20 protein-coding genes are annotated in these 14,383 nt (G+C 69.8%); 12 read left to right on the forward strand and 8 right to left on the reverse strand.

Annotated elements, in window-relative coordinates:
* Positions 1 to 13: 13 nt before the first annotated feature.
* The 5 genes from FV233_RS05075 to FV233_RS05095 form a co-directional block, all read right to left on the reverse strand.
* Entirely contained in the window at positions 14 to 1,378 is a 1,365-nt protein-coding gene (locus FV233_RS05075; RefSeq protein ID WP_147896811.1) for an efflux RND transporter periplasmic adaptor subunit, read from the reverse strand.
* A gap of 137 nt (positions 1,379 to 1,515) precedes the next feature.
* Positions 1,516 to 1,878 (reverse strand): hypothetical protein, encoded by a 363-nt coding sequence (locus tag FV233_RS05080; RefSeq protein WP_246689909.1) that lies wholly within the window; start codon positions 1,876 to 1,878, stop codon positions 1,516 to 1,518.
* Between the two features lie 65 nt (positions 1,879 to 1,943).
* On the reverse strand, positions 1,944 to 2,189 hold the full coding sequence (locus FV233_RS30165; RefSeq protein WP_187278052.1) for a hypothetical protein: 246 nt from the start codon (positions 2,187 to 2,189) through the stop codon (positions 1,944 to 1,946).
* Between the two features lie 182 nt (positions 2,190 to 2,371).
* Complete coding sequence (locus tag FV233_RS05090) at positions 2,372 to 3,343, reverse strand: cation diffusion facilitator family transporter (RefSeq protein ID WP_147896812.1); 972 nt, start codon at positions 3,341 to 3,343, stop codon at positions 2,372 to 2,374.
* A 6-nt stretch (positions 3,344 to 3,349) separates the two neighbouring features.
* Positions 3,350 to 5,449: a heavy metal translocating P-type ATPase gene (locus FV233_RS05095; protein WP_147896830.1), complete on the reverse strand. Its 2,100-nt coding sequence runs from the start codon at positions 5,447 to 5,449 to the stop codon at positions 3,350 to 3,352.
* 152 nt (positions 5,450 to 5,601) lie between these two features.
* On the opposite strand from FV233_RS05095, the gene FV233_RS05100 reads away from it, so the two are divergent.
* The 3 genes from FV233_RS05100 (at position 5,602) to FV233_RS05110 (ending at position 8,071) form a co-directional block, all read left to right on the forward strand.
* Positions 5,602 to 6,021 (forward strand): helix-turn-helix domain-containing protein, encoded by a 420-nt coding sequence (locus tag FV233_RS05100; RefSeq protein ID WP_147896813.1) that lies wholly within the window; start codon positions 5,602 to 5,604, stop codon positions 6,019 to 6,021.
* Positions 6,022 to 6,356: 335 nt separating this feature from the next.
* Positions 6,357 to 6,785 carry a translesion error-prone DNA polymerase V autoproteolytic subunit gene (gene umuD / locus FV233_RS05105; protein ID WP_147896814.1) on the forward strand — a complete coding sequence of 143 codons (429 nt, stop codon included), beginning with the start codon at positions 6,357 to 6,359 and terminating at the stop codon, positions 6,783 to 6,785.
* Positions 6,782 to 8,071, forward strand: a complete 1,290-nt coding sequence (locus tag FV233_RS05110; RefSeq protein WP_147896815.1) for a Y-family DNA polymerase — start codon at positions 6,782 to 6,784, stop codon at positions 8,069 to 8,071. Before umuD ends, FV233_RS05110 begins: the two co-directional genes overlap by 4 nt.
* Positions 8,072 to 8,109: 38 nt before the next feature.
* On the opposite strand, the gene FV233_RS05115 is transcribed toward FV233_RS05110, so the two are convergent.
* Positions 8,110 to 8,520: a hypothetical protein gene (locus tag FV233_RS05115; protein ID WP_147896816.1), complete on the reverse strand. Its 411-nt coding sequence runs from the start codon at positions 8,518 to 8,520 to the stop codon at positions 8,110 to 8,112.
* Between FV233_RS05115 and FV233_RS30170 the strand changes: the two genes are divergently transcribed.
* The 3 genes from FV233_RS30170 to FV233_RS05125 all read left to right on the forward strand — a co-directional run bounded on the left by FV233_RS30170 (position 8,519) and on the right by FV233_RS05125 (position 9,856).
* Positions 8,519 to 8,686 (forward strand): hypothetical protein, encoded by a 168-nt coding sequence (locus FV233_RS30170; RefSeq protein ID WP_187278053.1) that lies wholly within the window; start codon positions 8,519 to 8,521, stop codon positions 8,684 to 8,686. The genes FV233_RS05115 and FV233_RS30170 overlap by 2 nt on opposite strands.
* 271 nt (positions 8,687 to 8,957) lie before the next feature.
* On the forward strand, positions 8,958 to 9,308 hold the full coding sequence (locus tag FV233_RS05120) for a hypothetical protein (RefSeq protein ID WP_147896817.1): 351 nt from the start codon (positions 8,958 to 8,960) through the stop codon (positions 9,306 to 9,308).
* Between the two features lie 203 nt (positions 9,309 to 9,511).
* Positions 9,512 to 9,856, forward strand: a complete 345-nt coding sequence (locus FV233_RS05125; RefSeq protein ID WP_147896818.1) for a hypothetical protein — start codon at positions 9,512 to 9,514, stop codon at positions 9,854 to 9,856.
* Between the two features lie 71 nt (positions 9,857 to 9,927).
* On the opposite strand, the gene FV233_RS05130 is transcribed toward FV233_RS05125, so the two are convergent.
* Both FV233_RS05130 and FV233_RS05135 read right to left on the reverse strand, forming a co-directional pair.
* Positions 9,928 to 10,740, reverse strand: a complete 813-nt coding sequence (locus tag FV233_RS05130) for a hypothetical protein (RefSeq protein ID WP_147896819.1) — start codon at positions 10,738 to 10,740, stop codon at positions 9,928 to 9,930.
* A 70-nt stretch (positions 10,741 to 10,810) separates the two neighbouring features.
* Positions 10,811 to 11,581, reverse strand: a complete 771-nt coding sequence (locus FV233_RS05135) for a hypothetical protein (protein ID WP_147896820.1) — start codon at positions 11,579 to 11,581, stop codon at positions 10,811 to 10,813.
* Positions 11,582 to 11,876: 295 nt separating this feature from the next.
* Here FV233_RS05135 and FV233_RS05140 point away from each other — a divergent pair, with 295 nt between their 5' ends.
* The 6 genes from FV233_RS05140 to FV233_RS05165 form a co-directional block, all read left to right on the forward strand.
* The gene (locus FV233_RS05140) at positions 11,877 to 12,071 is read left to right on the forward strand and encodes a hypothetical protein (RefSeq protein WP_246689910.1); all 195 of its coding nucleotides are present in this window, start codon (positions 11,877 to 11,879) and stop codon (positions 12,069 to 12,071) included.
* Positions 12,068 to 12,376: a hypothetical protein gene (locus FV233_RS05145; RefSeq protein WP_147896821.1), complete on the forward strand. Its 309-nt coding sequence runs from the start codon at positions 12,068 to 12,070 to the stop codon at positions 12,374 to 12,376. Before FV233_RS05140 ends, FV233_RS05145 begins: the two co-directional genes overlap by 4 nt.
* A gap of 11 nt (positions 12,377 to 12,387) precedes the next feature.
* A complete protein-coding gene (locus FV233_RS05150) occupies positions 12,388 to 12,750 on the forward strand; it encodes a hypothetical protein (RefSeq protein ID WP_147896822.1) in 363 nt (120 codons plus the stop codon).
* A gap of 1 nt (position 12,751) precedes the next feature.
* Entirely contained in the window at positions 12,752 to 12,952 is a 201-nt protein-coding gene (locus FV233_RS05155) for a hypothetical protein (RefSeq protein ID WP_147896823.1), read from the forward strand.
* Complete coding sequence (locus FV233_RS05160) at positions 12,949 to 13,332, forward strand: hypothetical protein (protein WP_147896824.1); 384 nt, start codon at positions 12,949 to 12,951, stop codon at positions 13,330 to 13,332. Before FV233_RS05155 ends, FV233_RS05160 begins: the two co-directional genes overlap by 4 nt.
* 235 nt (positions 13,333 to 13,567) lie before the next feature.
* The coding region (locus tag FV233_RS05165; protein ID WP_187278054.1) for a ParB N-terminal domain-containing protein at positions 13,568 to 14,383 on the forward strand (816 nt) is incomplete at its 3' end.

The following is a 14,383-nucleotide window of genomic DNA, read 5'->3' on the forward strand; positions in this document are numbered from 1 at the left end:
GGCCGGTCCCCGTTCAGTGATCGTGGTCGGCTTCGGCCTTGCCGAGCTCGGCCTTCAGGACGAAGGAGTTGGCCACCGCGACCTCGTCGCCGGGCTTGAGGCCGGTCAGGATCTCGAAGGCGTCGTCGTCGGCCTTGCCGATGGTCACGTCCCGGCGTTTGAAGCCCTCCTCGGTGCGGACGAACACGACCTTCTCGCCGCCGATGGTCTGGATCGCAGATTTCGGTAGCCGGACCGCGACCTTGTCCTGAGCGATCTCGACCTCGGTGGTCACGAAGGTGCCGGGGCGCCAAGCCATGTCCTTGTTCGGCAGGGCGACGATGACCCGGGCCGAGCGCGTCTCGGGGTTGAGGATCGGGCTGACGAAGACGACCTTGCCCTCGCCGCGGGGGCCGTCGTCGCCTCCGACGATGGTGACCTTGGCACCCTCGCGCACCTTCGACAGCTCGGTGGTCGGAATGGCGAGCTCGATCCACACGGAGGACAGGTCGGCGACCGTGTAGACGTCGGCCGGGTCGCCCTCCTTGCCGACGGCGGTCCCGACGTCGACCTTGCGCTCGACCACACGCCCGGCGAGGGGGGACTTGAGCTCGTAGCGGCGCAGGCTCGACAGGTTCGGGGTGGTCTCGTCCTTCTTGGCTGAGGTGGCGACCTCTGCGGCGTTCAGGCCGAGGGCCGACAGCTTCTGCCGGGCGAGGTCGACCCGCAGGGTCGCCTCCGAGTAGGCGGCCTTCGCGTTCAAAAACGCCGATTCTGCCGAGATCCGCTTGTCCCAGAGGGCCTGCTGGCGGTCGAAGTTGGTCTTCTCCAGGTCCGCCTTCACCGTCGCGGTGAGGAAGTCGCTCTTGGCCTCGGCGACCTCGCGGCTGTCGAGGATGGCCACGACCTCGCCCTTGGCGACCTCCTCGCCGAGGCGCTTGCGCATCTCGGCCACGGTTCCGACGACCCGCACGGGGACGCGGGCGATCCGGTCGGCGTCCTGGGCGATGGTGCCGGGCACCAGGAGATGGCGCGAGAGGATGCCACCTTCGACCGTGGCGAGCTTGATGTCCTGCTCGGCGGCCTGCTCGGCAGTCATCTTGATCTTGCCCTCGGCCTCCTCGTCGTGGCCGTGCGCCTCGCCCCCGGCATGCTTGTGCTCGCCGGCAGGTTTGGGCTCGCCGTCGGCATGCTCGTGGCCATGCTCGCCATGACCGTGGCCATCGTCGGCTGCGGGTGTCGCCGGCTTGGTCATGGCCGCGTTGGTCGGTGGCGCTGCCCGGGCGTTCGTCAGGCCGGCGGCGGCGAGCGCGCCCTGCACGACCTCGGACACACGGGGGAAGGCACCGCCGACGGCGATGCCGATGGCCAGGAAGGCCACGGAGAGGAGTGCACGCATGGAGGAAGGCCATTCGCCTGAGATCCGGCGAGCCGCTCAAGCGGCTTCCTGGATCCGGTTCGGATCACGCTCGATGAGGAAGCCGGCATCCGCAAGGATGGACGGCAGGCAAGCGCCACGGTCGTGGCGATGCGGCCTCAGGCGCGAGGCGGCCTCGGTAAACGGTCCGGTGAGACGGACCCGATGGCGGTGGTCACGGTCGCGTACAGAGCACGCCCGGTCGCCGGGGACGGCAACGCAGGTGCCTCGTCGACCCCAAGAGCCTGATGGCAACCGCAGTTGGCGTGACAGGCCGGGCAGGCATCGCCGTGGCCGGTGCCGGCCGCCTCGGTCGGGGCGGACACCGACAGTCCATGGCTGGTCGGGCGATGGGCCTCGGCGGAATGGACCGTGCCGGGGACGACGAGCGACAGGACCAGGACGAGCGACAGCACGCGGACGGTGGTCGTCCACCAGCCGCGCATCGTCTCGTAGGCCCTGATCCGGGGTCCCGTGGTCATGGTCGCCTTATGAACGATTCAGGGTCACCCGTACATGCCGGGTGAGCCACGACGAGGACGGAACCTCAATAGTCGTCGTGATGATGGTGGTGCCTGCGCTCGCCGTAGAACCGGCGCTCGCCATAGTACGCCCGGTCGCCGTAATCCCGGTGCGGTCGGTGGATGACGACGTCGTCATGGTCGCCATGGTGGTAGCGGTCGACATGGACGTCGCCGCGCCGGTCGAAGTCGCCGCCGTAGTATTGGGCGGACGCCGCGGCCGGGGCGAGGATCAGGCTGACGGCGACCAAGGCCGGAATGCGGACACGCATGGCTCGTTCCTCAAGGGATGATGCCGTCAGGATCGGCTTCGACGGTTGAACGAGGCCTGAAACCGCCGTTCATCCATCGGTGGCCGGAAGCACCGAACCGATGTCTCGCGACACGGATACAGGGCTCCTTCGGTCGCACGGGTTGAAGGCATCCCCTTACGGTCGGGCATGTTTCCGATGGCTCACACGACGTTGGCGGGAGCGAGGGCGCAGGCGGTGTCGGCGCTCGTCTCGACCTGCAGGGTGGTGTGGCCGATGCCGAACCGTTCCCTGATCCCGGCGGCGGCGTCCATCAGGAAGGCGTCGTCTGTTCGGCCGCCGGGCATCAGGAGATGGGCGGTGAGGCAGGTCTCGGTGGTGCTCATCGCCCAGACGTGCAGGTCGTGCAGGGCGGCGACCCCGGGCAGTCCTTCGAGATGGCTTCGGACCACGTCCGGATCGATGCCCGGCGGGACGGCGGCGAGGGACAGCGTGAGGCTGTCGCGCAGGAGGCCCCAGGTGCTCCAGACGATGACCGCCACGATGGCGAGGCTGACGACGGGATCGAGCCAGGTCCACCCGGTGTAGAGGATCACGAGGCCGGCGATGACGACGCCGGCCGAGACGGCGGCGTCCGCTGCCATGTGCAGGAAGGCGCCCTTGATGTTGATGTCGCCCTTGGCCCCGGAGGCGAACAGCCAGGCGGTGATGCCGTTCACGAGGATGCCGACCGCGGCCACGATCATCACGGTCTTGCCGGCGACCGGCGCGGGCTCTCCGAAGCGCTGAATCGCCTCCCAGGCGATGGCGCCGACGGCGACCAGCAGGAACACCGCGTTGAACAGGGCCGCCAGGATCGACGACCCCTTCATCCCGTAGGTGTAGCGGGCGCTCGGGGCGCGCTTGGCCAGCACCATGGCGACCCAGGCCACGACGAGACCGAGCACGTCCGAGAGGTTGTGGCCGGCATCGGCCAACAGGGCCATCGAGTTCGCCAGCACCCCGTAGGTCGCCTCGACGGCGACGAAGCCGACGTTCAGCGCGATGCCGACGGCGAACGCCTTGCCGAAGCTCGCCGGGGCGTGCGCGTGTCCCGGTCCGTGCGCATGCCCGCCATGGTCCCCGTGCCCGGTGGCGTCGTGGTCGTGGTCGTGGTCGTGGTGATCCTTTGCCATCGTGGTTCAGATCCTGGTCCGGAGAAGCCGCAGCGCGTTGGCCGTGACGATCACGGTCGCGCCGGTGTCTGCGAGGATGGCGGGCCAGAGCCCGGTGATGCCGAGGACGGTCGTGCATAGCAGCACCGCCTTCAGGCCCAGCGCGATCGCCACGTTGGTCCGGATGTTCGCCATCGTCCGCCGCGACAGGACGATCATCCGGGCCACGTCGGCTACCCGTCCGTGCAGGATGGCGGCGCCGGCCGTCTCCAGCGCGACGTCCGCGGCGCCGCCCATGGCGATCCCGACATCGGCCGCGGCCAGGGCGGGCGCGTCGTTGATGCCGTCCCCGACCTTCGCCACGACCTTGCCGCCCGCCTGCATCTCGCGGACGATGCCCAGCTTGTCCTCGGGAAGGAGTTCGGCCCGGGGCGTCATGCCGAGCGTTTTCGCGATGGCACCGGCGGTCCGGCGGTTGTCGCCCGTCAGCATGACCACGTCGACGCCTAGCGAGCGCAGCGCGGTGATGCCGTCCACGGCATCGGGCCTCGGCTCGTCCCGCATCGCCACGAGCCCGGCGACGGCGGTACCGGCGAGGAGGACGGACACCGTCTTGCCCTCGTCGGTCAGGGTCGTGACGCGCGAGGCCTGCTCAAGGGTGAGGTCGACGCGTCCGGCGGCCGCCTGCGCCGATCCGAGGAAGATTTCTATCCCGCCCACCGTCCCGAGAATTCCCTTCCCGGCGAGGGCCTCGGCTTGGGCGGCCGGCGAGATCGGGGCAGCGACTTCCGCGGCCTTGGCCAGGATCGCGCGGGCGAGCGGATGGTTCGAGCCGCTTTCCAGTGCGGCCGCGAGGGAGAGGACCTCGCGTTCCGGTCGCCCGAAGGGGACCACGTCCGTGACCCGGGGCTTTCCTAGGGTCAGGGTCCCGGTCTTGTCGAAGGCGACCATCGTGACCGTGCCGAGGGTTTCCAGGACGGCGCCGCCCTTGATCAGGAGCCCGCGGCGGGCACCCGCCGACAGGCCTGCGGCGATGGCCGCCGGAGTGGAGATGACCAGGGCGCAGGGGCAGCCGATGAGGAGGATCGCCAGGCCCTTGTAGATCCATTCGTGCCACGGTCCGCCGAGGAGGAGAGGAGGCACCGTCGCCACGAGTGCGGCGACCGCGACGACGGCCGGCGTGTAGTACCGGGAGAAGCGGTCGATGAACCGTTCGGTCGGTGCCTTGGCGTCCTGGGTTTCCTCGACGAGGCGGACGACCCGGGCGATGGTGTTGTCCCGCGCCGCCGCCGTGACACGCACGCGCAGGACGGACCCGCCGTTGATGGTCCCGGCGAAGACCGGATCGTCCACGGATTTCCGCTTCGGCACGCTCTCGCCGGTCACGGGTGCCTCGTCGACCTCGCCGGTCCCCTCCGACACGGTGCCGTCCGCCGAAATGCGGTCGCCCGGGCGCACCATCACCGTCGATCCGATCGTCAGCGTCTCCGCCGGGACTTCCTCGACGCGTCCGTCCCGCTCGACCAGGGCGGTTCGCGGCACGAGATCGGTCAGGCCCCGGATCGAGGCACGTGCGCGGCTCGCCGCGACGCCTTCGAGGAGTTCGCCGACGAGGAACAGGAACACCACGCTCGCCGCCTCCTCGACGGCGCCGATGAAGACCGCGCCAACGGCCGCGATGGTCATCAACATCTCGATGGAGTACGGCGTCCCGAGGCGGGCGGCCACGAGGGCCCGCCAAGCGATCGGCACGAGGCCGACCGCCATGGCCGCCAGGAAGGCGTAGGGGGCCATGGCGGGATAGGCCTGGCCGGCAAGGTACGCCGCCGCCAGCGAGCCGCCGCACGCGAGGGTGAGGCGTCCCCGCGGGCCGCGCCACCACACCGGATCGTCCCCCTTGGATGCGGGTGCGTTCGGCTGTTCACCCGTCTCGGAATCGGCATCGACCACAGGGTCGGCGACGCCGAAGCCGAGTGAGGTCACGGTGGCGGCCAGCGTCGACCGCGTGACGCCGGCGCGGTGCCGGATCGTCACCGTTGCGGCGGGCACCGAGACCGCGACGTCCTCGATCCCGTCCAATCGGCGGACGGCGTTCTCGATCTTCGCCGCGCACGAGCCGCAATCCATTCCCGACACGACGAGCCGGAGTGGCGGGATCGCGGGTCGGTTGGCGGCGTCCTGTGCGACGGGGATCGCGACGTCTAATTTGGCCATCGACGGTCTTCCTTCAGGGTCGAAGACGTCTTAATTCCTCCAGTGGCTGGAGGAGCAAGCGGAAAATGGAATTTCCCATCGGCGAGCTATCGAAGCGCACGGGCGTCTTGGCGACGACGGTGCGATACTACGAGGAGGTGGGCCTGATGCCGGCCCCGCCACGCACCGGAGGTGGGCGTCGGAGCTATGGGGCGACCCACGTGGCGCGCCTGGCCTTCATCCGTCACGCGCGACAGCTCGGCTTCGAGGTCGATGCCATCCGCGAGTTGCTCGCATTGAACGCCCGGCCGGACCTTCCATGCGCCGAGGTCGACGTCATCGCTCGGCGTCACCTCGCCGAGGTCGACGGCCGTATCGAGCGCCTCAAAGCCCTGAGGTCCGAGCTCTCGCGCATGGTCGATGAGTGCGGCCACGGCCGCGTCGGCGAGTGCCGCGTCATCGAGGTCCTGTCCGACCATGGCGAATGCCTCGGGCACGACCATTAGGGGCCGCCTCGACACCTACCCTTCCGATCCGCCCCCGGGATCGGGATCATCCAAACCCGTCGTTCTCGACCGCCATGGCCTCGCCGCCTGCTTCGCGATGGGGTGTCCACCTCCTGCGAAACCCGTGGGCCGACCGCCGAAGCGCCGCTCGCATGGAGGCGGTTCATCGTTCGACCGCCGTGCCACCGCGCACCTGGGCGGCGTGGTGGATGACGTTCGGTACTTATCCACAGCCGTCCACAGCGAACCGAAAAGAACACGGGATCGAAGCTCGGCCGCTATACGGACCCCGTCGGATAAGTTCTGCTTTTGTTCCCATCCTACGGAGGAGCATCATGCAGGTCATCGACATCGTCATCGGTTTCCCGATGCCGGTCCCGATCCTCGCCAGGGCCGTCCGCGCCGGGTTCCCCAGCCCGGCCGACGACTTCGTCGAGGAGGAAATCGACCTTCAACGCCTGCTCGTCGTCAATCGCCCGGCCACCTTCCTGGTACGTGTCGCCGGAGACAGCATGCTGCTAGCCCACCTTCACGATGGAGACCTCGCGGTGGTGGATCGGTCGCTGACCCCGCGTACCGGCGACGTCGTCGTGGTCGACATCGACGGCGAGCGCTCCTTCAAGGTCTGGAAACGCCAGGGTCCCCGGGTCACGCTGCACTTCGCCAACGCGCGCTTCCCGGAGTTCCGCCTGGCGCCCGATGCCCTCGTCGAGGTCTGGGGTGTCGTCTCCGGCTCCGTGTGCGCCCGGCGCCGCTGCGAATGAACGCCCGGGCCTACGCCCTGTCCGACGGCAACTCGTTCTACTGCTCGTGCGAGCGGGTGTTCGACGCCCGGCTGACCAAGGTGCCGGTGATCGTTCTGTCCAATAACGACGGATGCGCCATCGCCCGGACCAACGAAGCCAAGGCGCTCGGCATCCGGATGGGCGAGCCCTGGTTCAAGATCCGCGACATGTGCAAGGCCCGGGGCGTCCGGGTCTACTCCTCGAACTATGCCCTCTACGGCGACATGTCGGCCCGGGTGAACGCGGTGTACCGGGGGTTCTCGCCCCGCATCGAGATCTACTCCATCGACGAGAGTTTCCTCGACGTCTCCGACGTGCGCGAGCGGGATCGCGAGAGCCTGGCCCGCGACATGCGCGAGACCGTGCGGGCCTGGACCGGCATCCCGACCTGCGTCGGCATCGGCCCCACCAAGACCCTGGCCAAGCTCGCCAACCACATCGCCAAGAAGAATCCCGTACTCGGCGGGGTCTGCGACCTGACGGATCCAGAGCAGTACGACCACTGGATCATCCGCGTCCCGGTCCCCGACATCTGGGGCGTCGGTCCCGCCAACGCCCGGCGCCTGGAGGCCCTCGGATGCGACAGCGCTGCCGACGTTCGCGACCTCGATCCGCGCGTCGCCCGGCAGGCGATGACGGTGGTCGGCGAACGCCTCGTCCGCGAGCTCCGGGGCGAGGCGTGCCTCGACCTTGAGGAAATCGCCCCGACGCGGAAGGGCTGCGCGGTCACCCGCTCGTTCTCGGAGCGCGTCGAGGACCGCGCGACCATGGAGCAGGCGGTGGCCACCCATGCGGCCAGGCTCGGCGAGAAGCTCCGGGCCGGGGGTCTGGCGACATCCCACATCACCGTCTTCTTCCACACCTCGGAGCACGACCGCGGCCGGCCGCAGCGATCCGTCTCGACGATGGTCTCCCTGCCCGAAGCCAGCAGCGACAGCCGCGTCCTGGTGAAGGCCGCCCTCCACGGGGTGCGGAAAACCTGGCGCGACGGGTACCGCTATTCCAAGGCCGGGATCGTCACCACCGACCTCGTGCCGTTGGCCGCCTCCCAACGAGCCTTCCCGGGCCTGGGGCAACTCGACCGCGAGATGGGGGCCGCCCTGATGCAGGCGATGGATGCCTGCAATCGCCGCTTCGGACGCGGTGCGGTCGTCCCGGGCGCCGCCGGGTTCGCCCCAAGGCGGGCTTGGTCGACGAAGTTCAAGATGCGGTCGCCGCGCTACACCACCCGGGTCGACGAGCTACCGGTCGTCGCCGCGGCATGACCGGAACCGGCTGGCGGCGTCCGCATGCGCGGCCTGCCTCACCCAGGGACCCCGCCATCCTCCGCCCTGCGCTTCCGATAACGTCCCGCGCCCTCGCTCACGAAATACCGGTTGCGGTACATCCGCTCGTCGATGGCCCCCCTGACCGTGTCGATGTCCCAGACCTGACCGTGCTCCTCGGACTCATGCACCAGGTCGGCGCCGATCCTGAGCGTGATCTCGCCCACATGCAGCGCGTCGCGCTCCTGAAGGATCTCCCGGATCTCATGGATGACGCGAAGCCAGAAAGCCCGCGCTTTCACCGTCCGCAGGTGCTCCTTCTGTCGTTCGAGCTCGTCCACGAACCACGCGATCTCGCTCCGTTGGGCCTCGATCACGGCATCGCGCGCGTCCACCATCCCGAGCGCCTCCTGCCGGAGCTTCCGCTCCGCCGCGATGGCCTCCGCCATGCGCACGCGCTCCCTCACCATGATCGCCGCAGCCTCGGCCTCCGCCGACTTCCACGGAGCCGTCTACTCGGCCAAGCCGTGCCGGATGGCGAAGGTCGCCCATCCCGTTGGCATGCGGGACAGCCACGTCAGGACCGACTTCCGGGCGGGGGACATTGCCGGGTGAGGTTGGGAGCGTTTGTGCGCCGTCGCCGCGAGCCTCGAACAAGGGGTCCACGTCGCGCTCGTGCCCCCCGGGATGCGGGCGGTCGTCTCCTACGTGCCGGCCTGAACCAGCCTGGGATGCGAGTGCTGGCGTCGGGCCGAATTGTGCGCACAGGGTAAGGCACAATAGCCTGACGTTGCTTTCGGCGGATTATTTTAACCTTCAAGCGTGACAAGTCCTGGATTTATGCATCGCCGGGTGGGATCCTGATGTCGCACCCAGGAGAAGCCCCATGTCCGACGCCGTCGCCACCTCCCGCCGCCCACGCGCCAAGCTCCCGATCGCCCTCGTCCGCGCAGGGGCCCGCGACCGCAAGGCGCGCCAACGGGCCCGCGACGCGGAAGCCGGCCGCCCCGACGTCGCGTCGATCGACCGGGCCCTCGGTGACGCGCTGCGGAAGTTCCTCTCCGCGTCCTCCGACAGCATGAGCAGGCCCCTCACCGCGCGCGAGTTGCTGGAGGAGACGCGTCGTCAGCTTCGTGCCGTGCAGGTCCGGCGCGTGAAGGCAGGCAAAGTCGGCGTCATCTTCGATCCCGAGAAGGTCGTTGTCGCGATGCGGACCCGGCTGAAGATCCCTGCGTGATTTGGGACAACGTCACTTTGGGGTTTTCGTTACGAAACCAGGCGGCATCGTTACAGAGCGTAGGAGTAACGGGGGGACGTAGATCGGACGATTTTAACGTTCGGCCAGGGATACTGTTCGAAAGGACTTCGGCGTTCATTGACGCCGACACCCGGCCAGGCACATCTTGGGGGCAACGGACGAACCCCCAGGAGACGGCCTTGATGACCCACCACGCTTCTCGCATCGCCGCCGACATCTCCCTCGACGTCGCCAGCCGCGCCTCGCTGATCGGCACCGCGATCCAGTTCGGGCTCCACAACCGTCGCCGGCACCTCGATGCCCACCGCTGGGCCGGTATCGACGCAGTCGGGGATCTCGCCGGCCGTCTCGCCGAGGCCCGCGCCGGGGAGGAGGAGGCCTGGGAGGCGGCGTCCTCGCTCTCGGCCGAGAACGACCGGCTGCGCGAATCCCTCGCCGCACACCAGGCCGCGCTCGCCTCGGCGCAGGCCCGCATCGCCCGGCTGGAGCGGGCGGTCCTCACCGCCGCCGGCCGCCTCGCCCGCTGAGCTCGGCTCAAACGAAAGGCCCGCCGGATGGATCCGGCGGGCCTTGTCATGTCGGCAGGGCGTCGGGGCCGTCAGCGGCCGAAGCGGGCGACCGGCTCGTCCTCGGGCTGGTCGTCGTTCACGCCGACGCCAAGGGCCCTGAACGCGTCGGCGACCGTGAGGTCCGGCCGCGTCGGCATCGCCTCCAGGATCGCCATGGCGGCGTCGACGCGCGCGCTGGTGCCGTAGTGCGCCCCTGTCGTCGTCATCGGGGGGACGCCGGGCAGGCGCTCGGCGGCGGTCAGCGCGACGAGATGCCGACCGATCCCCTCCGGGCTCGCAACTGCCACCTTCAGGAGCTCGCCGCTGGTCAGCGTCCGGATCCACGCGGCGTGTCTATCGTCGAGGGGGATCAGCCCCTTGGTCCGGTGGCCCGTGCGGTCCAGCGCGGCGTCCGCGTGGGCCTGGACAAGGATCGGAGTCGTCAGGAGCGGAGGAGGCGCAGGGGCCGTGCCGACCTCTGTCGGTGCGTAGCCGACGGCCTGGCGGCGGTCGTCCCGGGCGATCGCGCCGCGGGCGACGTCGGCCGGCGTGGCGGGGCGCTGGGGCAGCACGGCCCCGAGCGTCGCGCCGACGGCCGAGGCCGTCGCATCGAGCACCATGGCCGGGCCGGCGAGGCCCCGGCCGACGACGCGGCCGGTCGCCTCGACGCCGCGGCGCGCCGTGTCGACGGCGGCGACCGCGTCGCCCTTGAGCTCGCTCGCGGTGGATGTGGCCAGCCCGAACAGGCGGCGGACGAAGGCCAGGATGGCCAAGGCCGTCGCGGCGAGGAATGCGAACAGCCTAGCCGCGATTGCCTTCTTCTCGGCGGGGGTCTCGACGGCGGTGGTGGTGGTCTGGTCCATGACGGGTTTCCTTGCTGGGCGGTCAGGGCCGCTCCATGGATTCTGCCACGCCGCTACGAAAGTGACGCTGTCACGCCTCCGCAGCCCCGAACAGGCGCTGGCGGAGCCCCTCGGAAAGCTGGCGCCGATGGGGATGGACGAGGCCCCAGGCATGGGCGGCCTGCAGGATGGTTAGGCTCTTCATGCCCGCGAGGCGATGCCCCGGGGCGGAGGCCACCGCGCCCCACCCCATGCCGTTAGCCTCCCGGCACCGGTCGGTATCGAGGGCGCTGAGCTCGCGGCAGGCGGCGTGGAGATCTCGCCGGACGTCCGCGACGTAGGCCCGCTCCAGGGCCGCGGTGCCGGCCTCGGTCGCGAGGCGAGCATCGACCGATTCGACGGCTGATCGCGCTGCGCTGAGGATGTCGCACGCCCACACGAACTGTCTCCGCGAGAGGAAGGGTGCGTGCGCGAAACGCTCGGCGAGGTCGAGCCTCGTGCCCAGCGCCCACTCCGCGTCCTCGATCATGGAGCGGAGGCCGTCCTGCACGGGTGCGATCGTCTCGCCGACGAGCGGCGCCGCGGCCGCATCGCGCTGCCGTGCGAAGGCCAACTCCTTCAGCGCCGCCCCGGTCCAGGTGGCCATCCGCTTGGCGAGGCGGTCGATGTCGGTGCAGCCGGTGATGTCGATCCTCGCGTCGGGCGCGTCAACGTCGAAGCCGGCGGCCTCCATCCCAGTGCGCGCGCACGAGACGGCCGCGTCGTAGAGCGGCGTGCGCTCGGCGGTGAAGATGCCCTCGCCGGCGGAGCGCCAGGCGAGGTCGCAGAACGGCGGTGCGGTGACGGAGGCGACGTCGGGCATGGGCGGCCTCGGGAAGGATCGGATGCCCGCACCTTACCGCACAAGGCCGCTCGTTCGCAATAGAGTGAACGTACCTTTCAAGCAAACGCCCGGTCAAGAGCGGCCTAGGCCAAATGGACTAGGCCGGTTTCAGGGGTTGCCTTGGATATTCGCCGATCCGTCAACTATCGAAATCTTCGATATACGTGTTCGCGAACCCTTGAACGCCTCGAAACGGGGCGTATCTGTGCATCTCGATCCTCGGGGAGTGCGCACGGTGGCGAACGACAACGACATACCCTTGGCAGCGGAGGCGGTGCGAACCCGCCTCCGCTCGGCCTGCGCGGAGGCGGGCGGGATACGGCCGTGGGCGGCCGCGCACGGCGTCAGCGCTAGCCTGGTGTCCGAGGTCCTCGCCGGGCGCCGGGAACCGGCCGAGCGCGTGCTCACCCCGCTCGGCCTGCGTCGCCTGGCGCACTGCTACGGCCCCGCGCTGGAGGCGAGCGCGTGAGCAAGGACCTCGCCGCCATCCGCGGCCTCGACCTCCGCGAACGCCTCGTCGCATCGAGGCTCGCCGTCCGCGACGCCCTGGCGGCCCGGCCGTCGGTCGCCCTGCGGGATGCGATCGCGGAAGCCGACGTCACGGTCTCGGCCGCGATGCGCGTGGCGATCGCGACCTACGAAGCCCTCGCGGCGGCGCCCAGCCCTGCGCCGGAGCCGGCACGGCAGGGCTACGACGTCGTCCGAACCGAACCGCGCGTCGGCCTACCCCCGCCGCGACGTCTCCCGTCCGCCGTTCCCGTCACCCCGACCTGAAGGAGAAGCCCATGACCCCCGTAAATTTTTCCGACGCCACGGCCATCGTCGCCCTCCATACCGCATCGATCGGCGGAGAGGTGGATGAGGCCGAGAGCGAGGCCGAGCGCGCCGTCTGGCTCGCCGCTCGTCTGGGCCAGCAGCTGCGGGCGACCACCGCGCGCTGCGGTTACGAGCTCGCCCGCTGCCACGAGGTTTTCTACGACGAGCTTCACGCGAAGGACGACAAGGCGGAGGCCGACCTCCGCATTCTCGAAGCGGTGCCGGTGCTGAAGCGGGCCATCGAGGACCTGCCCGAGGACGAGGTCGCCGACATCTGGGATGAGTACGGTCCCCCGGAGGACGAGGATGATGGCATCCTCAACGATCACTGACGTGGCCGGCCGAGGTCCCCTCCGCGCCGCCGTCGCGGCGCTCCCCCTGCGCGGGGATTCCTCCACCGCCCGGGACGGCACGATCGTCCGGGATGCCATTGTCCCGGGCGAGCCGCCCCGGACGTTCCTCGTCCGCATCCACGACGGCGTCGCCCACTTCGTCCGCTTCGCCCCGCAGCTTCGCAAGGAGACCGACCGATGACCGAGCTCGATCCGCACTACCTCGCCCTCAAGGACGGGCGTGCGTTCAAGATCCGGCGGTCGCAGTTCCGCGGGCACGTCCGCGACGGACAGGACCAATTCCCGATCGCCGCGTTCCGGGACATCGTCGCCTCGGGCGGCGGCCTGGCCCTCTCCGGATCCGCGGTCCTCGCGATCCTGAAGGAAGCCGGCCAGCAGGAGCCGTCGTGGCCCGGGCCCGGCGACGAGCTCGACGACGACCTGGCGCAGGCCGTCGTCGAGCTCCGCCTGGTGATCCACAGCCTACTCGACGACAAGCCGACGGCACCGGGCGAAAGGCTGGGCAGGGCGTACGTCTCAGACAATGCCTGGGGCCTCCGGCATGCGTCGCTCTGCGGATGAGCGGCGCGCCTCGCGATCGTCGGCCGCCCGGAGCACCAGGAGAACCCGCTGCTCGGCGAGGCGATCGCCCTGAGGGAGGAGCTCCTGACCCGGGCCGATGAGATCCAGCCCAAGACCGGCCATCAAAAACGGTAATTAATTTGTGACCGCCCGTTGACCCTCGCCCTGTTCGGTCATAAATTAATGACCAAGCGGGCTAGATGACCGCTACCGACCCCGCGCAAGGACCCCACCCATGTCGAACAGCAAAACGCTCCCCCTCTCCGTCATCCGCCACGGCCACGACGCCTCCGCCCCGGTCGGCGTCGTCAACGTCCGCGTCGCCAACCGGCTGGACGGCATCGACGAGCTCGCCGCCTCGATCGGCGCTCTCGGCCTGCTCCAGCCGCTCATCGTCGTCATCGCCGCCGGGCTGGCCTACGTCGTCGACGGAAACCGGAGATTCACCGCCCTGCTGCGCCTCGCCTCGGCCGGCACGATCCCGGCCGACGCCGAGGTCGACGTGATCGAGCGCGACGCCGCGATCGCTCGCGAGGCCGGGCTCGCCGCGAACCTCAACCAGGTCGCCATGCACGAGGCCGACCAGATGGCCGCGTTCGCCGAGATGGCTGCTGCCGGCTCCAAGCCCAAGGACATCGCCGCCCGGTTCGGCGTCTCGCCCCCCGCTGTGAAGAAGCTTCTGGCGCTGGGCTCGGTGGCCCCGTGCATCCTCGACGCCTGGCGCTCCGGCAAGCACGGCGTCGGCATCGACGAGGTGAAGGCCTTCACGCTGGCGCCATCGGTCGACGAGCAGGAGCGGGTCTTCGACAAGCTGTCGGCGCGCGGCGGTAGTTTCTGGTCCAACCACATCCGGGAGGAGCTCGGAGCCGGGCGCTCCACGAAGACGATGCTGAAGCGCGTCGGCCTCGACGCATTCAAGGCAGCCGGCGGCCATGTCGTGAAGGATCTGTTTGGGGACCAGACGGCCGTGAGCGATCCGACCCTTCTTAAGAGGCTCTCGGACGAGCGCCTCATCGCCCGTCGTGACGAGCTACGTTCGGGCGGGTGGGCA

The organism is Methylobacterium sp. WL7 (genome assembly GCF_008040085.1).
Lineage (GTDB): Bacteria > Pseudomonadota > Alphaproteobacteria > Rhizobiales > Beijerinckiaceae > Methylobacterium > Methylobacterium mesophilicum.